The 18,682-nt window shown below is 72.2% G+C and carries 17 protein-coding genes; 5 read left to right on the top strand and 12 right to left on the bottom strand.

The genetic code is table 11. The features are described from left to right. Window positions 1-15: 15 nt before the first annotated feature. Both ABZ855_RS07295 and ABZ855_RS07290 read right to left on the bottom strand, forming a co-directional pair. A complete protein-coding gene (locus tag ABZ855_RS07295; protein WP_360802331.1) occupies window positions 16-1,050 on the bottom strand; it encodes a hypothetical protein in 1,035 nt (344 codons plus the stop codon). Further along, window positions 1,047-1,844, bottom strand: a complete 798-nt coding sequence (locus tag ABZ855_RS07290; RefSeq protein ID WP_360802328.1) for a phosphatase PAP2 family protein — start codon at window positions 1,842-1,844, stop codon at window positions 1,047-1,049. The genes ABZ855_RS07295 and ABZ855_RS07290 overlap by 4 nt, the downstream gene beginning before the upstream one ends. Window positions 1,845-2,058: 214 nt before the next feature. Between ABZ855_RS07290 and ABZ855_RS07285 the strand changes: the two genes are divergently transcribed. Continuing rightward, window positions 2,059-2,676, top strand: coding sequence for a TetR/AcrR family transcriptional regulator (locus ABZ855_RS07285; protein ID WP_360802325.1), 618 nt, complete (start codon window positions 2,059-2,061; stop codon window positions 2,674-2,676). A gap of 156 nt (window positions 2,677-2,832) precedes the next feature. Here ABZ855_RS07285 and ABZ855_RS07280 read toward each other — a convergent pair whose 3' ends face one another. Next, window positions 2,833-3,825, bottom strand: coding sequence for a DUF2510 domain-containing protein (locus ABZ855_RS07280; RefSeq protein ID WP_360802322.1), 993 nt, complete (start codon window positions 3,823-3,825; stop codon window positions 2,833-2,835). Between the two features lie 296 nt (window positions 3,826-4,121). On the opposite strand from ABZ855_RS07280, the gene ABZ855_RS07275 reads away from it, so the two are divergent. After that, window positions 4,122-6,803, top strand: coding sequence for an AAA family ATPase (locus ABZ855_RS07275; protein ID WP_360802319.1), 2,682 nt, complete (start codon window positions 4,122-4,124; stop codon window positions 6,801-6,803). Between the two features lie 70 nt (window positions 6,804-6,873). Here the strand turns inward: ABZ855_RS07275 and pcaD are convergent, their stop codons facing one another. From pcaD to ABZ855_RS07240, 7 genes are read right to left on the bottom strand one after another with little or no spacing between them, the layout of a single operon-like run. Then, window positions 6,874-8,001, bottom strand: a complete 1,128-nt coding sequence (pcaD, locus tag ABZ855_RS07270) for a 3-oxoadipate enol-lactonase (RefSeq protein ID WP_360802316.1) — start codon at window positions 7,999-8,001, stop codon at window positions 6,874-6,876. Beyond that, window positions 7,998-9,371: a 3-carboxy-cis,cis-muconate cycloisomerase gene (pcaB, locus tag ABZ855_RS07265; RefSeq protein WP_360802313.1), complete on the bottom strand. Its 1,374-nt coding sequence runs from the start codon at window positions 9,369-9,371 to the stop codon at window positions 7,998-8,000. Before pcaB ends, pcaD begins: the two co-directional genes overlap by 4 nt. A 10-nt stretch (window positions 9,372-9,381) precedes the next feature. Next, window positions 9,382-9,972, bottom strand: coding sequence for a protocatechuate 3,4-dioxygenase subunit alpha (pcaG, locus tag ABZ855_RS07260; protein WP_360802310.1), 591 nt, complete (start codon window positions 9,970-9,972; stop codon window positions 9,382-9,384). Beyond that, complete coding sequence (pcaH, locus tag ABZ855_RS07255) at window positions 9,972-10,745, bottom strand: protocatechuate 3,4-dioxygenase subunit beta (RefSeq protein ID WP_360802307.1); 774 nt, start codon at window positions 10,743-10,745, stop codon at window positions 9,972-9,974. The genes pcaG and pcaH overlap by 1 nt, the downstream gene beginning before the upstream one ends. A gap of 9 nt (window positions 10,746-10,754) precedes the next feature. Further along, window positions 10,755-11,957: a thiolase family protein gene (locus ABZ855_RS07250; protein WP_360802634.1), complete on the bottom strand. Its 1,203-nt coding sequence runs from the start codon at window positions 11,955-11,957 to the stop codon at window positions 10,755-10,757. A gap of 8 nt (window positions 11,958-11,965) precedes the next feature. After that, entirely contained in the window at window positions 11,966-12,613 is a 648-nt protein-coding gene (locus ABZ855_RS07245) for a CoA transferase subunit B (RefSeq protein WP_360802305.1), read from the bottom strand. Continuing rightward, window positions 12,613-13,368 (bottom strand): CoA transferase subunit A, encoded by a 756-nt coding sequence (locus ABZ855_RS07240; RefSeq protein WP_360802302.1) that lies wholly within the window; start codon window positions 13,366-13,368, stop codon window positions 12,613-12,615. Before ABZ855_RS07240 ends, ABZ855_RS07245 begins: the two co-directional genes overlap by 1 nt. A gap of 225 nt (window positions 13,369-13,593) precedes the next feature. Between ABZ855_RS07240 and ABZ855_RS07235 the strand changes: the two genes are divergently transcribed. Together ABZ855_RS07235 and ABZ855_RS07230 are read left to right on the top strand one after the other, a co-directional pair. Then, the gene (locus ABZ855_RS07235) at window positions 13,594-14,058 is read left to right on the top strand and encodes a MarR family transcriptional regulator (RefSeq protein WP_360802298.1); all 465 of its coding nucleotides are present in this window, start codon (window positions 13,594-13,596) and stop codon (window positions 14,056-14,058) included. A 110-nt stretch (window positions 14,059-14,168) separates the two neighbouring features. After that, window positions 14,169-14,954 carry an IclR family transcriptional regulator gene (locus ABZ855_RS07230; RefSeq protein ID WP_360802295.1) on the top strand — a complete coding sequence of 262 codons (786 nt, stop codon included), beginning with the start codon at window positions 14,169-14,171 and terminating at the stop codon, window positions 14,952-14,954. A gap of 324 nt (window positions 14,955-15,278) precedes the next feature. Here the strand turns inward: ABZ855_RS07230 and ABZ855_RS07225 are convergent, their stop codons facing one another. Both ABZ855_RS07225 and ABZ855_RS07220 read right to left on the bottom strand, forming a co-directional pair. Continuing rightward, entirely contained in the window at window positions 15,279-16,313 is a 1,035-nt protein-coding gene (locus ABZ855_RS07225) for a DUF3048 domain-containing protein (RefSeq protein WP_360802292.1), read from the bottom strand. Between the two features lie 147 nt (window positions 16,314-16,460). Further along, on the bottom strand, window positions 16,461-17,528 hold the full coding sequence (locus tag ABZ855_RS07220; RefSeq protein ID WP_360802289.1) for an ATP-dependent DNA ligase: 1,068 nt from the start codon (window positions 17,526-17,528) through the stop codon (window positions 16,461-16,463). A gap of 74 nt (window positions 17,529-17,602) precedes the next feature. Here ABZ855_RS07220 and ligD point away from each other — a divergent pair, with 74 nt between their 5' ends. Then, on the top strand, window positions 17,603-18,613 hold the full coding sequence (gene ligD, locus ABZ855_RS07215) for a non-homologous end-joining DNA ligase (protein WP_360802286.1): 1,011 nt from the start codon (window positions 17,603-17,605) through the stop codon (window positions 18,611-18,613). Window positions 18,614-18,682 lie beyond the last annotated feature (69 nt).

Here is an 18,682-nt window from a genome sequence, read left to right as displayed (position 1 = left end):
CAGGGGCCGCTCGGTTCACAGCGAGGTGAGGTGCCCCGGCTCCGAAGGCCGCCGGGGCAGCAGCGACGGTTCGACGGGCGCCGAATGGGCCTCCAGCGCCAGCACCGACGCCACCGGATGCTCCTCGTCGTCCAGTACTGAGGCGCCTGTTGAGACGTTGGCCGAAGCCGGGGACGGAATCACGACCCGCTCCGGAGCCGCCGGGACGGAAGCCCGAGCCGGAACCGGCTCCGGCGTCGACCGCGACAGCGCCACCACACCCCACCCCGCGAGCCCCGCGCCCGCCAGCGCCAGCAGCAGACCCGCTGCCGCGCCCTGGAGCCGCTCGCCGAGCAGCGCCAGGCCGATCACCGCCGCGGAAACCGGGTTCGCCAGCGTCACCAGGGCCAGCGGACCGCCGAGGCCACCCCGGTAGGCGGTCTGGGACAGGATCAGACCGCCCGCCGCGAACGCCGCGACCAGCAGCGCCACCCCGATCACCTGCCAGCCGGGGAGCGAGTCCGAGCCGGCCGTCGCCGCGACCGTGACGGTCTGGGTGAGCGCCGAGGCCACCCCGGACGCGATGCCGGACGCGCTCGCGTGCCGCAGTCCGGGCCGGGCGCCGGGCCGGGCCAGCACCCCGATCACCAGCATCGTCGTACCCGCGACCGCCAGGGCCTGGGGGAGACTCAGCACGTCCTCGGGCGCCGGACCGGACGCCGTGACCAGGATCGCCGCCAGGCCGAGCAGCGTCAGCGCGGTACCGCGCCACTCCACCGCGCTGACCCGCCGGCCGGCGACCCGCGCGCCCAACGGCACCGCGGCGACCAGCGTGAGTGCGCCCAGCGGCTGCACCACCGTGAGCGGACCGTATTTGAGGGCGACCACGTGCAGCAGCGCGCCCGCCGCGTTGAGCAGCACCGAGCCCCACCAGGCGCCGGTCGCGATCAGGTGTCGTAGCCCCGCCTCGGAGTTGCGGGAGGCGAGCCGTTCCTGCGCGACGGCGGCGGAGGCGTAGGCGACGGCGGAGAAGAGGGAGAGGACGACGGCGGCGAGCGTGGCGGCGTTCATCGGCCCGCTCCCACGAGGACGGGCTCTTCGGCCGGAGCGAGGGGGCTGCTCTCGCGCGCGGTCGTCTCGGTGCGGTGCGGCAGGTGGACGACCGCGAGAGCGATGCCCAGCAGCGCGGAGGCCACGATCGCGTCGAGCCAGTAGTGGTTCGCCGTACCGACGATCACCAGCAGCGTCACCAGCGGATGCAGCAGCCACAGCCAGCGCAGGCGGGAGCGGGTGGCGACGACCAGGCCGATCGCCACCATCAGGGCCCAGCCGAAGTGCAGTGAGGGCATCGCCGCGAACTGATTGGACAGGGTGTCCGCCTCGGGCGAGGCGCCGTAGACCGTCGGTCCGAACACCTGGCCGGTGTCGATGAGGCCGGCCTCGGCCAGCAGCCGGGGCGGGGCGAGCGGGAAGGTGAGATGGATCACCAGGGCCGCCCCGGTGACCAGGGCGAGGACCCGACGGGCCCAGACGTAGTGGGTGGGGCGCCGAAGGTAGAGCCAGACCAGGAAGGCGACGGTGGCGGGGAAGTGCACGGTCGCGTAGTAGGTGTTCGCGAGATGGATCGCGGTGTCGCTGTGCACCAGCGCCGACTGCACGGCGCCCTCGCCGGGGAGGTGCAGGGCGCGCTCCCAGTCCCAGACGCGGTGCGCGTTCTGGAAGGCCTCGGCGGTGTGCCCGGTCGCCAGCTGCCGGCCGAGTTTGTAGACGAGGAACAATCCCGCGACCAGCAGGAGTTCACGGACGAGCGGCGGCCGGCGTATTCCGGCGGGCTCCGTCTCGGCGGCCTCGGTGCGGGCTTCCATCTCCCGACCCCTTCGGTAGTGCTTATGGGCGAGAACTCGTCTCCAGGGGCGGTCCGCTCATCGATACGTTGGTGTACCGATACGAGAGTGTACCGATACGGATCCGTACCGGTACACTGGCGTATCGATGGACTTACGACACACTGAAAACGGGAATAAGCCACCGGACTGCCCGACACGAACGGCAGGACCGACCAGGAAGAGGAGTGCGGACATGACGTCGCAGGCAGCGGAGGGACCGCCGGAACCGGGCGTCGCCTCGCGCCGCTCCAAGATCACGCCGGAGCGTGAGCAGGAGTACTTCGACGCCGTGCTCCGCCAGATCCGCGAGTGCGGCTACGAGGCGCTGACCATGGAGGGCGTGGCCGCCAGTGCCCGCTGCAGCAAGTCGACGCTCTACCGGCAGTGGAAGACGAAGCCGCAGTTCGTGGCCGCGGCGCTGCGCGCCAGCAGAGGCGCCCGCTGCGCCGACGTCGACACGGGAACCCTCGCCGGGGACCTGCGCGCGGCGGCCCGGGCGGCCGGCGAGTGGTCCGGGCACGCGACCCAGCTGATGCAGGCCCTCGGGCATGCCGCCATGCAGGACCCGGAGCTCCAGGTGGCGCTGCGCGAGGCGCTCGTCGAACCCGAGGTCGGCGCGTTCGGCGCGATGATCCGCCGCGCGGTCGAGCGGGGCGAGGTGCCGGCCGACCATCCGGCGCTGGAGTACGTACCGGCGCAGATCATGGGTGTCCTGCGCGTGCGTCCGATGCTGGAGGGGCGGTACGCCGACCCGGACTACCTCGTCAAATTCGTGGACGCCGCGGTGCTGCCCGCACTCGGCGTCACCTGAGACGCAGGCCGCCGTCCGTGGCATCCACCGGACGGTGACCTGTCCGCGTCGACCCGTGGGGACGGGGGCGGCGCGCACCCCCCGGCCGGGTGGGGTTCCTCTTGAGCGGAGAGGCGCTCCACCCGGCCGATCCACTGCCGGGGGACCGGCCGCGGATCAGACGTCCTGCCCGCTGCCGCCCACCGACGAGACCTTGATGCCCGCGGTGATCTCGTCGATCAGCGACTCCTTCTGGTCGGCGTCGATACCGAAGCGGACGACCACGATCTGGCGGGGGTTGGACGGCGCGGGGAAGGCCAGCGACTCGACGATGCCGTCCGCTCCCTTGCTCGTGACCGCCTTCCACCGGACCAGATAGCCCTTCTGCCCGGCCACGGTGACCGCCTTGGTGGCCAGGACGTCGTGCGAGGTGATCTTCCCGTAGGTCGTACCGCCGTACGACTCCTCGGCGTTGGCCTCGATGTCCGCCTTGGCGACCGCCTCGGGCGTGCTGCCCGGGGTGCCCAGCGCCAGCGCGGGCGCCGAGTACGCCCCGCCCTTCGTGCACGTCTTCGTCGTGTCGCCCGGGCACTTGTACGAGCTGTCGGACGTCACCTGCCCGCCCACGGTGATCGACTGGCCGTACCAGCCGTCGGGAATCGGGATGCTGATCCCGTTGGTCGAGTCGGGTACGGAACCGCTGTCGATCCTCGGACTCTCCGAGGGCTCGGTCCGCTGCGGATCCGGCGTCCGCCCGCCAGGGCCGCCTCCGGTGCCGCCGTCGGGACCGCCCTGACCGCCGCCGTTCTGGCCGCCGGGCCCGCCCCGGCCGCCGTTTCCGCCCTGCCCGCCGGGTACCTGTGAGCTCACATTGCTGCCGCCGTCGTCCTTGGTGAGCGCGTACACACCGCCGCCTATGCCGGCGAGGACGGCAATCGCCACCGCGACGGCTATGCCCGTGCGCAGCCCGCGCCGGGTGCCCGTCGGCGGGTGGTCCGGATACGCCGGATACCCGCCGGTGGCCAGCACCGGTGGACCCCAGGCGGCGGCCGAGCCCTCGGGACGGGTCTGTTCCGTCCATGCCTTGCCGTCCCACCAGCGCTCGGTGGCGGGGCCGTCACTTGTCTGCCCGGGGTCGGGATACCAGCCGGGTGGAGTCTCCTGCGTCATGCCCCCACCGTATGAGGCTCGTGTGAAAGGCGGATGAGAGGACCGCCCTTTCCGCCGGGAACGGCGTGGAAAGGCGGTCCGAGATGCCGAGATAACGGGATACGGGCCTTCGGAACCCCGCCACCGACGACTGGCGCCGACTCTCACCAGGGCAGCCGGCGGGTCCGTCGCGTCGCCCTGCCGCCCGCCCTGTCACTCGTCCCGGCGGAGTCTGCGCCGACCCCCCTCCGCAGCGACAGCCGGACGGCTACTCTCAGGTTCTGTACGTCGTTCAGGCGACTTGGGGAGGTAGCGGGATGACGGAGGAACGGCCCGGGACGGCCGGCTCTGCCGCCCTGTGGGAGCGCGAGACACAGGTCGCCGCCGTCGAACAGGCGATCGACGCGTTGTGTGTCGACAACTCCTCCTCGGGCACTCTGCTGCTCTTCACCGGCGAGGCGGGCCTCGGCAAGACCGCGCTGATGGCCCACACCAGGCGCGTCGCCGAACGGCGCAACTGCACGGTGTGGTCGGTGCGCGGCGGCGAGACCCTCAGGTCCGTCCCCTTCAACGTCGTACGCCAGTTACTGCAACCCGCCCTGCTCTCGCTGATGCCGGAGGAGGCCCGCGAATACCTGGGCGACTGGTACGACATCGCGGGTCCCGCCCTCGGCATCACCGAACCCGGCGAGCGCCAGGCCGACCCGCAGGGCGTGTGCGACGGCCTGGTGGCGGCCGTACGACGGCTCGCCAAGCGCGACTGGCCGCTCGTCCTGCTCATCGACGACGCCCACTGGGCCGACCATGAGACCCTGCGCTGGCTGGCCGCGTTCGCCGAGCGGCTCGACGACCTGTCCGTCCTGGTCGTCGTCGCGCACCGGCCCGACGAGGCCACCGGCGCCCGCGCCGAGTACCTGGAGGCGATCGCCCGGTCGGCCGCTCCCGTCGAAGCCCTCGACGCCCTGACTCCCGCGGCCTCCGCCGGTCTCACCCGCGCCACCCTCGGCCCGCACGCCGACGCCCCGTTCTGCCGCGAGGTGTGGGCCGTCACCGGCGGCAACCCGTACGAGACCGTCGAACTCCTGGCCAAGGTCCAGGGTGCCGGACTCGCCCCGGTCGAGGCCTCCTGCGGCGAACTGCGCGCACTGAACCACTCGGCGCGCGGCGGCGGCCTCGTCGCCCGCCTCCAGGAACTGGGCGTCTCGGCAACCCGGTTCGCGCAGGCGGCGGCCATTCTCGGTACGGGCATCACCGTGGACCTCGTGGCACGGCTGGCCACCCTCGGCCCCAACGAGGCCTACCGCTGCGCCAACCTGCTCTGCGCCGAACGCATCCTCACCGAACCGGATCTGACGTCCGGTCAGGCAACCGACAGCGAGCTGGAGTTCGTCCACCCGCTGATCGCCACCGCCGTCTACGACTCCATTCCGGACAGCATGCGCACCGCCATGCACGGCATCGCCGCGCAGGTCGTCACCGAGTCCGGGAAGGGCGCCGCCGCGGCCTCCCGCCACCTCCTCCATGTCTACCCGGACGACGACGAGGAACTCGTCGACCAGCTGCGCGAGGCAGCCCGCGAGCACCAGGCGGTCGGCGCGCCGGACGCGGCCCGCCGCTGTCTGGAGCGCGCCCTGCTGGAGCCGCCCCGCCCCGAGAGCCATGCCCATGTGCTCTACGAACTGGGCTGCGCCACCCTCCTCACCGCGCCCGCCACCACCATCGGACACCTCCAGACGGCGCTCGCGATGCCCGGCCTCGAGGGCAACAAGCGCGTCGACGCGGTCGTCAGGCTCTCCCAGGCCCTGCTGCACAACGACCAGTTGGAGGCGGCCGTCCGCACGGTCGAGACGGAGGCCGCCCGGCACGAGCCGGGCCCGGCCCGGATGCGGCTGCAGGCCGTGCACTTCATGTGGGAGGGCATCTACGGCGGCGACGTGCCCGTGCCGGGCCGCTCCGAGCGCCTCGCCGCCCTCGCCCGCCCCTGCACGGGCCGGGACAACTCCGAGCGCGCGCTGCTCATCCTGCGCGGCTTCGACGCCATGACGCACGGCGAGAACGCCGAGGAGGTCGTGGAGGTGTGCGACCGCGCCCTCGTCAACGGCCGCCTCGCACCCGGACTCGGCTGGACCGACCCCGAGTGGGGCCTCGAACTGCTGATGATGCTGGCCTGCGCGTATGTGTACACCGACCGCCTCGACCGCGCCGAGTCCCTCTTCATGGACGCCCTGCGCGCCTACGAGACGGCTGGCTGGAGCGGCGGCCACCTCTCCCTCGCCCATGCCTACGTCGGTCTGGGCCACCGCAGGCGGGGACGCCTCAGAGAGGCCGAGACGTCGTTGCGCGAGTCCCTGCGGCTCGCCGAACGAGTAGGGCGCGGCCTGCCCCTGTACTGGTCGGCGATCTGCAACCTCGTCGACACGCTCCTCGCCCGCGGCCATGTGGAGGAGGCCTGGTCGGTCGCCGAGCAGTACGGCTTCGCCCCGCCCTACCCGTCCACCATCGTGCTGCCCGAACCCCGCGCCGTACGCGGCAGGCTGCTCATCGCGGTCGGCCGCACCAAGGAGGGCATCAACGAGTTGGAGGCCGCGGAGAAGGCGGCGACCGCGCGGGGCTTCCACAACCCGGTGCTCGCCACCTGGGCCGTCGACCTCGCCCGCGCCCTGGCCACGGAGGACCCGCTGCGGGCCGCGGTGCTGGCCACCGACGCCCGCCGGCACGCCGAGCGCTTCGGCACGGACACCGCCATCGGCGAGGCCCTTCGCTGCGCCGCGTCCCTGGAGACGGGCCAGCGCGCGGTACGCCTGGCGGCCCAGGCGGTCGCCTACCTGGAGGCGTCACCCTGCCAGTACGAACACGCGGCGGCCCGCGTCGAGTACGGCATCGCCGCCCGCTCCACCGCCGAGATCCAGCGGGGCCTGACGCTGGCCAAGTCGTGTGGCGCGGACGGCCTGGTCGCCCAGGCACGGGAGGTCCTGGACAACGGCCGCGGACTGCGCTGACCCACGGGGTGCCCGGCAGAGGCGGTCACACCCGGAGCAACTCCTCCGTGGCCCTCTCCGGGCGCCCAGGTCACCCCTGTGCGCCGTCCTCCTCCGCCAGCACGCGCTGCGCCGCCGCGAACGCCGAGTTGGCCGCGGGAACCCCGCAGTACACGGCCGTCTGGAGCAGCACCGCGCCGATCTCCTCAGGGGTGAGCCCGTTGCGGCGGGCCGCGCGGACGTGCATCGCCAGCTCGTCGTAGTGACCGTGCGCGACCAGGGCGGTGAGCGTGATCATGCTGCGCTCGCGCCGGGTGAGCGTCGGGTCTGTCCAGATCTCGCCCCACGCGTAGCGCGAGATGAAGTCCTGGAAGCGGGCCGTGAAGGGCGTCTGCCGCTCCTGCGCCCGGTCCACGTGCGCGTCGCCGAGTACCTGCCGGCGTACCTCCATGCCCCGCCGGGGCGCCGCCCCGAAGTGCGGGCGCAGCGCGGCCAGTACGGCCTCCGGGCACTGCGCGACCGCCAGATGCGAGGCGCCCGGCAGTTCGACGAGCGTGGCACCCGGCACGGCGTCCGCGATCTCCCGCAGATGGGCCGGGGGTGTGGCCGGGTCCTGCCGCCCGGCGACCAGCAGCGTGGGTACGTCGATCTCGGCCAGCCGGTCGCGCAGGTCGAAGGCGCCCAGCGCGTCGCAGCAGGCGGCGTACGCCTCCGGATCGGCGTTCCGGTGGTCGGCGACCAGCTCCGGCACCGTGAACCCGGGTGTGAACCAGCGTGCGTCGGCGCTCTTCGCGAGCTCCGTCAGCCCCTCGCTCCGCACCAGGGCGGCCCGCTCCTCCCACGGCTTGCTGCCGTTGAAGTGGGCCGAGGAGCACAGGACGGCCAGTGACGACACCCGCTCCGGGTGGTGGACGGCCAGATGCAGACCCACCGCACCGCCCAACGACACGCCCGCGTAGGCGAACCGGTCGATCCCGAGGGAGTCGGCGAGCGCCAGCACGAGCGCGGCCAGATCCCCGACCGTGGCGCCCGGCCCGATCAGCCCGGGCGCCGACCCCCCGTGCCCGGGCAGGTCCCAGCGGACCACCCGGTGACTGACGGACAGCTCGGGGGCCACCTTGTCCCAGAGGGCGTACGACGTGCCGAGCGAGGGTCCGAGGATCAGCGGGGGAGCGGTGGCGGAGCCCTCGACGCGGTGGTGCGGCAGCTTGTCGGTCACGGTCGCTCCAGAGCGCGGTCGGTGAGGATGTCGGCGGAACCGGTGTAACGGGCGGGGTCGGTCAGGTCGTCGAGCGGAAGGTCCTTCAACTCCGGCTCCTCGGCGAGGAGTTCGAGGAGCGGTCGTCCCTCGGTGTAGGTGCGGGCGGCCACTTGGGTGAGCAGGGCCTTCGCGCGGCCCCGGCCAAGGACCGGGGCGAGCTCGGCGGCCAGTCGCTCGGAGACGATCAACCCATGGGTGAGGGCCAGGTGCTGCCGCATCACGTCCGGATGCACCCGCAGCCCTTCCATCAACTCCACGGCATCCCGGGCGGCACCCCCGACGACCCGGAGCAGCTCCCTGAGCGGCTCCCACTCGGCGTGCCAGGCACCGGCCGGCCGCTCGTCCTCGGCGACCAGGGCCCCGTACAGCGTGGCCGCGAGCTGCGGTGCGCGCCGGGCCGCGGCGGCGATCAGCGTCGACCGTACGGGATTCGCCTTGTGCGGCATCGCCGAGGACCCTCCGCCGCTGCCCTCGGAGACCTCGGCGATCTCGGTACGGGCCAGCGTCAGCACATCGGCGGCGAGCTTCCCTAGGGCGCCGGCCGTGAACGCGAGCGCCCCGGCGAGATCGGCGATCGGGGTGCGCAGGGTGTGCCAGGGCAACACCGGTTCGGCGAGGCCGAGTTCACGGGAGTAGGCGGCGACCAGGGCACGGGTGTCCACCGGTGCGTCGCCCGCGCCGAACACGGTGAACGCGGCCAAGGTGCCCGCCGCGCCCCCGAGTTGGGCGGGAAGGCTGTCGCGCACGGTCGTCACCCGGTCCCGTGCGTCGAGCACCAGCGAACGCCAGCCCGCCGCTTTCAGACCGAACGTCGTCGGTACGGCGTGCTGGGTGAGCGTACGGCCAGGCATCGCGGTGTCGCGGTGGTCGGACGCCAGCCGGGCCAGAGCCCGTGCGGTGCCGTCGAGGTCGGCGAGGACCAGGTCCAGGGTGCGGGCGGCGACCAGCATCGTCGCCGTGTCCAGGATGTCCTGGCTGGTCGCACCCCGGTGGACGTACGGCCCGTACTCCGTGCCGACCTCCGCCGTCAGGTCCGCGACCAGCGGGATCACGGGGTTGCCGCCTGCCCGGGCGCGCAGTGCGATCGACCGCACGTCGAAGGCGGAGGCCCGCCGGGCGGCCGTGTCGACCGCCGTGGCCGCCGCCACGGGCGCGAGGCCCAGCCCGGCCTGCGCCCGGGTCAGCGCGGCCTCCGCGTCGAGCAGCGCCCGCAGATACGCGGTGTCGCTCGTCGCGCCGGCCGCCGGGGAACCGGCCCACCCGGGGGAGAGCAGGCCGGTGTCGGCGCCGGACTCGGCATCGGTGTCGGCATCGGCAGGTGGTGTCACTCGAACTCCGTCACTCGAATTCCAGAAAGACCGTTTCGCCCTCGCCCTGAAGGCGGATGTCGAAACGGTACGTGCGCCGCTCGCCCTCGGCGGCGACCAGCGTGGCGCGCCGCTCGGCCGGCAGGGAGTCGAGCAGCGGATCGGCGCCGTCCGCCAGATACGCACGCGTGTACAGGTGGGTCAGCAGCCCGCGCGCGAACACACACACGCTGATGTACGGCAGGCCGGTGTTGCCCGGCGGCAGTGTGTACAGCGCGTAGTGCCCGTCGGCGTCCGTGGCGACCCGCCCGAAGCCGGTGAAGTCGGTGCCGTTGCGGCCCAGGAAACCGCCCGTCACCGGGTCGCGGCGCAGCGAACCGGGGGCGCCGGCGAGGGAGCCGTCGGGCGCCGCCTGCCAGAACTCCAGCAGCGCGTCGGGGATCGGGTCGCCCTCGCCGTCCAGGACGTATCCGTGGAGGGTGATCGTTTCCGGGTGGCCCTTGGGCGCGACCTGCTCGCCCTCGGGGAAGGGCAGGGCGTAGCCGTAGAAGGGGCCCACGGTGTGGGAGGGGGTGGGGAGAAGGTTCTCCGGGGTCACGGGAGAGGCAGGGGAGACGCTCATCAGTCGCGGCCTTCTTCGATCCAGGTGGCGGAGGGACCGTCGAGCACGATGTCCCACTCGTAGCCGAGGGAGAACTCGGGCTGGGACAGGTCGTGGTTGTACTCGGCGACCAGACGGTTGCGCGCGGCCTCGTCGGTCACCGAGCGCAGGATCGGGTCGTAGCGGAACAGCGGGTCGTTCGGGAAGTACATCTGGGTCACGAGCCGCTGGGTGAACGCGGTGCCGAACACCGAGAAGTGGATGTGCGCGGGCCGCCAGGCGTTGGTGTGGTTGCGCCACGGGTACGCGCCCGGCTTGATCGTGGTGAACCTGTACCGGCCCTGATCATCCGTCAGGACCCGTCCCACACCGGTGAAGTTGGGGTCGAGCGGCGCAGGGTGCTGGTCCCGCAGATGCGCGTACCGGCCGGAGGCGTTGGCCTGCCACAACTCGATCAGCTGGCCGCGTACGGGCCGTCCGCTCCGGTCGAGGAGCCGTCCGGAGACGGTGATGCGCTCGCCGAGCGGCTCGCCCTGGTGCTGGACGGTGAGGTCGCTGTCGATGTCGGTGATGTCGGTGACCCCGAACACCGGCCCCGACAGCTCGACCGTCTCCGGGTCCCCGCCGTTCACCGCGACCAGCGGCTGCTTCGGATGCCGCAGCACCGAACTGCGGTAGGGGGCGTAGTCGCGCGGCGGATGGTTCTGTACGGGGGCGCCTTCGGCGACCGCCTTGTCATAGGCGTCCTGGAGGTCGCTGACCTCGACGTCGATGTCCGACTGGGTGAGAGCCATGGGGAGTTCCTAGCGTTCGAGGACGAGGGCGAGGCCCTGGCCCACGCCGATGCAGAGGGTGGCGACACCGATTCCCGTGCCCTTGCGGGCCAGTTGGTGGGCCACGGTCCCGGCGAGGCGGGCACCGGAGGCGCCGAGCGGATGCCCGAGGGCGATCGCCCCGCCCTGCGGGTTGAGTACCTGCGGGTCGAACTCGGGCCATTCGGCGACGCAGCCGAGGACCTGGGCGGCGAACGCCTCGTTCAGCTCGAGAGTCGACAGATCGTCAAATCCCTTGCCTGCCTTGGCAAGCGCGCGGTTGACGGCCTCTACGGGTGCGAGACCGAAGTAGTCAGGGTCGATGGCCGAGACGCCGGTCGCCGAGACCCGGGCGAGGGGTTCGCGGCCGGTGGCCTTCAACCCCTCCTCGTCGACCAGGAGGAGGGCGGCGGCGCCGTCGTTGAGCGGCGAGGCGTTGCCCGCCGTGACCGTGCCGCCCTCCGTGCGGAACGACGGCTTGAGCCTGGCCATCGCCGCGAGCGAGGCGTCGGCGCGCACGCTCTCGTCGGCGGCGAAGGCGACCGGGTCACCCTTGCGCTGGGGGACCGGCACGGGGGCGAGTTCGGCGTCGAACAGGCCCGCCTGCTGCGCCGCGGCGGCCTTCTGGTGGCTGGCGAGGGCGAACTCGTCCTGCTGCTCGCGGGTGATCTTGTGCTTGTCGGCGATGCGTTCGGCGGACTCGCCCAGCGGGATGGTCCAGCGCGGGTCCATACCGGGGTTGGTCATGCGCCAGCCGAGCGTGGTCGAGTACAGCTCGGTGTGCCCGGCGGGGAACGGCCGGTCGTTCTTGGGCAGCACGTAGGGGGCGCGGGTCATGGACTCGACACCGCCCGCGAGCGCGATGGAGGCGTCGCCCACGGCGATGGCACGGGCGGCCTGGATCACCGCTTCCAGACCGGACGCGCACAGCCGGTTGACGGTGACGCCGGGGACCGTGGTGGGCAGCCCGGCGAGGAGGCCCGCCATCCGGGCGACGTTGCGGTTGTCCTCGCCCGCCCCGTTGGCGTTGCCGAAGTAGACGTCCTCGATGCGGGAGGGGTCCAGGTCGGGGGTGCGGGCGAGGAGTTCACGGATGGCGTGGGCGGCCAGGTCGTCCGGGCGGACACCGGCGAGGCCGCCGTTGTAGCGGCCGATCGGGGTCCGGACGGCGTCGACGACGTAGACGTCCTTCAGGCTGCTGCTCACGACTGGATCTCCTCGGGGACGCGGACCTTCGCGGCGGTCTTCGCCACGATCTCCTCCACGGTGACGCCCGGCGCGGTCTCGACGAGCGTCAGCCCGTCGCCGTTGACATCGAGAACACCCAGGTCGGTGATGATCCGGTTCACACAGGCTTTTCCGGTGAGCGGCAGTTCACACTGCTCCAGGATCTTCGGGGAGCCGTCCTTCGCGGTGTGCGTCATGACCACGATCACCGTACGGGCCCCGTGCACGAGGTCCATCGCACCGCCGATCCCGGTGATCAGCTTCCCCGGGATGGCCCAGTTCGCCAGGTCGCCCCCGGCGGACACCTGCATCGCGCCCAGCACGGCGACATCGATGTGGCCGCCCCGGATCATCCCGAAGGACAGCGCCGAGTCGAAGAAGGAGGCGCCGGGCAGGACGGTCACCGTCTCCTTGCCCGCGTTGATCAGATCCGGGTCGACCTGGTCCTCGGTCGGGTAGGGGCCGGTGCCCAGGATGCCGTTCTCCGACTCCAGGATCACCTCGACGTCGGCGGGGAGGTAGTTCGGGATCAGCGTCGGCAGACCGATGCCCAGGTTCACGTACTGCCCGTCGCGCAGCTCACGCGCGGCCCGGGCGGCCATCTCTTCCCTGTTCCAGGCCATCAGCTGCTCACCGTCCGCTGCTCGATCCGCTTGTCGGCCGCCTGCTCGGGCGTCAGTGCGATCACCCGCTGCACGAAGATGCCCGGCAAATGCACCGCGTCCGGGTCGATCTCGCCGGGCTCGACCAGCTCCTCGACCTCGGCGACCGTGATCCGGCCGGCCATGGCCGCGAGGGGGTTGAAGTTCCGGGTGGCCTTGTTGAAGACGAGGTTGCCGTGCCGGTCACCCTTGGCGGCCCTGACCAGCGCGAAGTCGGTGCGGATACCGCGCTCCAGCACATACTCCGTGCCGTCGAACTCCCGTACCTCCTTCGGCGGCGATGCCAGCGCGACGCCGCCGGAACCGTCGTACCGCCAGGGCAGTCCGCCCTCCGCGACCTGGGTGCCGACGCCGGCGGGCGTGTAGAAGGCGGGGATGCCGGCGCCGCCGGCGCGCAGCCGCTCGGCGAGCGTGCCCTGCGGGATCAGCTCGACCTCCAGCTCACCGGCCAGGTACTGGCGGGCGAACTCCTTGTTCGCGCCGATGTACGAACCGGTGACGCGGGCGATACGGCCCGCCGCGAGCAGCACCGCGAGGCCGGACTCCATGGCCCCGCAGTTGTTGGACACCACCGACAGGCCCGAGACCGCGCGCTCGTACAGGGCCTGGATCAGCACGTTCGGCACACCGCTGAGCCCGAAACCGCCCACCGCGAGCGACGCGCCGTCCGGCACATCGGCCACCGCCTCCAGGGCTGTGGCGACCACCTTGTCCATCCGTGAAGCCCCATCTCTTCCGAGCGCAATTACTCAGGGCACTGAGTATTTCAGCAAGGTTTCCCTCACGCTGCCACTCACCGGCCGGGTCGTCAAGAGTCGGGAGAAAAAGCCAGGTGGAGGCATTGTGCACGGGCGGGAGACAGCTGGGAGCCGGAACTGTATCGTCAGTACACCAACGAAATTCCTTGCTTGCTTGGAAGACGACGACCCCCAGGAGCGGACATGGCCGCGGTGGACCTCTCCACCCACCCCGGGCACCTCGCCCGGCGACTGCAGCAGGCCCACTACCTGCTGTGGAACACGATGGTCTCCGAGGAGATCACCTCGCCGCAGTTCGCCGTACTGAACGCGCTGGTCGCCGAACCGGGCCTGGACCAGCGCACGGTCGGGGAGCGGGTGGGGCTCGACCGGTCCACGGTCGCCGAGGTCGTCAGCAGGCTCGGGCGCCGGGCCCTCATCGACAAGGTGCGCGACCCGGAGGACGGCCGTCGCTCCCTGCTGCGCCCTACGGAGGACGGGGTGCGCACCCACCGCAAGCTGACCGTGCGCACGGCCCGGATGAACCAGGTTTTCCTGGCCCCGCTCTCCGCCGACGAGCAGACCGTGTTCCTCGACCTCATCCAGCGGGTCTCCGACGCGGCGGAAGGGCTGCGCAACCCGGCGGAACCGCTCGCCTCCCCGCGCTGACCTCGCCTCCGCGGTCGGCCAGGTCCGCTCAGCGGACCTCGAGCGGATACCGTGCGGGGACGAGACCGTCGCCCGGGCCGGGGCCGGTCGGGAGCCGAGGAGGGGCAGGCATGGCAGCCGGAGGATCCGCGGGAGGGGCCGCGGGAGAGTCCGAACCCGCGGGGATGCGTACCGTCCAACGGGCCATCGACGTACTCGGGCTCTTCGACGAGGTCCGGCCCGCGCTGTCCCTCCGCGAGATCGTCAGCGCCTCGGGCCTGCCGAAGACCACCGCGCTGCGCCTGCTCCAGACCTTGCGGATCAACGGACTGCTCTGGGTCGACGAGCACGGCCGCTACCTGGCCGGCCCCACCCTGTTGCGCTGGTCCCGGCTCGCCGAACAGGCCTGGCGCCTGCCGGCCCCCGCCCGGGCGCTGCTGCGTGACCTCGCCGCCGAGCACAAGGAGACGGTGCACTTGTATGTGCGCCGCGACATCCACCGGGTCTGCATCGCCCAGGAGGAGGGCCCGCAGGCGCTGCGCCAGGTCGTACGGGTGGGCGACGAACTCCCGCTGTGGGCGGGCGGCGTGGCCAAGGCGCTGCTGCTGGACGCCCCGGACCCGCTGCTCCTGCGGATCGCGGAAACCTCGCCGCACGGGCCCGGACACCTGGCGACCCTCAGAACCTGGATCGAGGAGGCCCGCGCCCACGGGTACGCCGTGAGCCACGGCGAGCGCGAGGAGGGCCTGTCGGCGGTGGCCGTACCGGTACGGGGGAGAAGCGGGGCGGTGCTGGCCGCACTGTCGTTCGGCGGCCCGAGCACGAGGTTCACACCGGAACGGGTGACCCGCTTCGCGGCGGCACTGCTCGGCGCGGCGGAGAAGCTGTCACGGGCGGGCCTGCCGTTCGAGCCGTGAGGGGCGCTCCGCTGGGGGCGCGGGGTTCGGTCGCCGGGGACTGTGGTGGGGGTTCCGGTGTTGGTTGGGCCAGGTGGGCGGGGCTACCGGTTCGAGGCTCGGAGAGGTGCCACGCCGGGTGGGTAGGTGCTGCGTCGGGGTGCGCGCTTCGGTAACCGGGGCCCGGTGTCGGTGGTCGCGTCACGTGGGTCGAGCCGCAGGATTTGTGGCCCGGTGTCCTTGGCGAGGTCAGCGGGCCGGGAGTCGGTGCCGCCGGGGCGGTGCGGGGCCGCGGCGGGACGGCAACCGGGTGTTTCTCGCGCAGGGGCAGGCGGGCCGTACTGGTCACGCCTTCGCGAACACCACCCACACCTGGCCCTTCGCGAAGTTCACCGGCGTGCCGTTCGTCGTCGTGAAGTCCGTGCCGTCCGTGGCCGCCCCGCGTCGCCACTTCACGTCGTACGTCCGTCCGTCGCGCAGGACCTGGGCCCGGCCCGAGCCCACGGACTCGGTGTACGGGGTGTTGTTGCCGAGGACGTCGTGGAAACGCGACTCGCGCACCTTCACGTACTGCACGACGACCGTCGCGGCGGCGATCCGGTCGTCGTCGGTCGTGACGCTCGGGGTGCCGTCCATCGACACCAGCCAGCCGTGTCGCTCCGCGGACCAGGTGAACGTGAAGCGCGCCGACGGGAAGTGGACCGTGCGCGATTTCTCCGGCGTCCCGCCCTCGGGCGCGGCGCCGTAACGGAAGCCGGTCGTCAGCGCGTCCGCGCCCGGCGCGGCGGCGATCAGCCGCTGTGGCCGCAGGAACAGATTGTGCGGCGCCGCCCTGTCCCGGCCCCGGAAGTACGCACCGGAGGCCGCCGACTCCGGCGACTCGGCGTTCAGCCGCGCCCGGTCGATCAACGGCAGCAGCTTGCTCTGGGCCCCGGAGAAGGCGAGCGTCGGCTCGTCGAACTGACTCAGCAACTCCAGATCGGACTCACGTGCGCTGCGCACCGGCCCGATGGCCGGCGGCAGCCGGGTCGCGTAGACCGCCATCAGCCGGCTCAGCCCGCCCTCGACCTGCTCGGCGTACACGATGTCCGCAGCCTCCAGACCCGTCGGGGGGCGGGCTGCCGGGACGTTGTCGATCTTCACGGCGAGGACAGGGCCCACGTCCTTGCTCTTGGGCGTCGGCGATGTCGGCTGGTCGGGTTCCTGGCTTCGGCTCTGGGTCTGGCTGCCCCGCCCGTCGTCGGAGGGGCGGTCGTCCGATGTGCAGCCGGCCATCAGTGAGGCCGACACGGCGGCGGCGGCCACCAGCGCCGCCGTCACCGTTCCAGGGCGCCGCGTCCGCGTCGTTCGCGTCCGGGTCGTTCGCGTCAGCTGTCGCATGTCCACCGTCGCCACCACATCCGTGTCTATGATTGTGCGCTTATCGGTTGATAGGTGGCCATACCCGATAGTTCCTGATCGCGCACGGTGGTGGGGCCGAACGGCTCACGGGGGACGCCCCCGAGATGGTCCTCAGCCCCGAGGCCCCTACGGGCCGCCGAGGATCTCCGCCAGGTCGTACCTCACCGGCTCCTCCAACTGGTCGTACGTGCAGCTGTCGGCCGTACGGTCCGGGCGCCAGCGGCGGAAACGGGCCGTGTGTCTGAAGCGCGCGCCGTTCTCCATGTGGTCGTACGCCACCTCGGCCACCAGTTCGGGCCGCAGCGGGATCCACGAGAAGTCCTTCTTCGCCGACCACCGGCTCGGCGCCCCCGGCAGCCGCGCGGCCTCATGCGCGGTCTCGTCGGTCCAGGCGGCCCACGGATGCTCGCCCACGTCCGCCAGCCGGAGCGGCTCCAGCTCCTCGACGAGTTCGGCCCGCCGCTTCATCGGAAACGCCGCGCTCACCCCGACGTGCTGCAGGACACCCCGGGCGTCGTACAGCCCGAGGAGCAGCGAGCCCACGACCGGACCGCTCTTGTGCAGCCGGTACCCGGCCACCACGACATCCGCCGTCCGCTCGTGCTTGACCTTGAACATCACCCGCTCGTCCGGCCGGTAGCGCAGGGTGAGCGGCTTGGCGATGACGCCGTCGAGGCCGGCCCCCTCGTACTGGTCGAACCACTGCCGCGCCACCTCGATGTCGGTGGTCGCCGGCGCCACATGCACGGGCGGGGTCACACCTGACAACGCCCTGGTGAGCAGCGCGCGCCGGTCGGCCAGTGGAACGCCGAGCAGCGACTCGTCGCCCAGCGCCAGCAGGTCGAACACGACGAACGAGGCCGGATTCCGCTCGGCCAGCGTCCGTACCCGCGACTCGGCGGGATGGATGCGCTCGGTCAGCGCGTCGAAGTCGAGGCGCCCGCCGAGCGCGATCACGATCTCCCCGTCCACCACGCACCGCTCGGGCAACCGCTCCCGCAGGGCCGTCACCAGCTCGGGAAAGTACCTGGTCAGCGATTTGGTGGTACGGCTGGTGACCTCGACCTCGGCCCCGTCGCGGAACGCGATCGCCCGGAACCCGTCCCACTTCGCCTCGTACTGCATGTTCACGGGGATCTGCGCGACGGACTTGGCGAGCATCGGCTTCACGGGGGGCATGACCGGGAGATCCATGGTTCGATTCTGCGCGCGCCCGACCGTAATCGCCCGGTGTGCGAGCTTTGGGCGGTACGCCTACCGTGGCTCGCATGGGCGAAGCGGTGGAGCTGGAAGCGTTCGGGCGGACGGTGCGGCTGTCCAGCCCGGACAAGGTCTTCTTTCCCGAGCGTGGCTTCACCAAGCTCGACCTCGCTCAGTACTACCTCGCCGTCGGCCCCGGCATCCTGCGCGCGCTGCGTGACCGGCCCACCACCCTGGAACGCTATCCGGAGGGGGTGACCGGCGAGAACTTCTTCCAGAAGCGGGCGCCCAAGAACATGCCCGACTGGATTCCGACCGCCCACATCACCTTCCCCAGCGGTCGCAGCGCCGACGAGATGTGCCCGACCGAGGTCGCCGCCGTGCTGTGGGCCGCCCAGTTCGGCACCCTCACCTTCCATCCCTGGCCGGTACGCCGCGCCGATGTCGACCGCCCCGACGAACTGCGCCTGGACCTCGACCCGCAACCCGGCACCGACTACGACGACGCGGTGCGCGCAGCGCACGAACTACGCGCCGTGCTCGACGAGTTCGGGGGGCTGCGCGGCTGGCCCAAGACCTCCGGCGGACGGGGTCTGCATGTCTTCGTGCCGATCGAACCCCGGTGGACGTTCACCCAGGTGCGCCGGGCGGCGATCGCCGCCGGACGGGAGCTGGAGCGGCGGATGCCGGAGCAGGTGACGACCAGGTGGTGGAAGGAGGAGAGGGGGCAGCGGATCTTCGTGGACTACAACCAGACCGCTCGCGACCGGACCATCGCCTCCGCCTACTCCGTACGGCCCCGGCCGCACGCCCCGGTCTCGGCCCCCCTGACGTGGGACGAGGTCGGTGACGCGCGGCCGCTCGACTTCGACCTCGCGACCATGCCCGGCCGGTTCGCCGAACTGGGCGACGTCCACGCCGACATGGACGACCACGCCTTCTCCCTCGACGCCCTGCTCGAACTCGCCCGCCGCGACGAACACGAGCACGGACTCGGTGACCTGCCGTATCCCCCGGAGTACCCGAAGATGCCGGGCGAGCCCAAGCGCGTGCAGCCGAGCAGGGCCCGTAAGGACTGACCTGATGACGGCAGCCGACGGCAGCCGACGACTCCGGCGCGCCACCACACGGGGTGGTGACGCGCCGGA

It is taken from the genome of Streptomyces sp. NPDC047042, assembly GCF_040644035.1.
In the GTDB taxonomy this organism is placed as follows: domain Bacteria; phylum Actinomycetota; class Actinomycetes; order Streptomycetales; family Streptomycetaceae; genus Streptomyces.
Note: the sequence above shows the minus strand (reverse complement) of the source record. Positions and strands in the feature narration are given on the sequence as shown.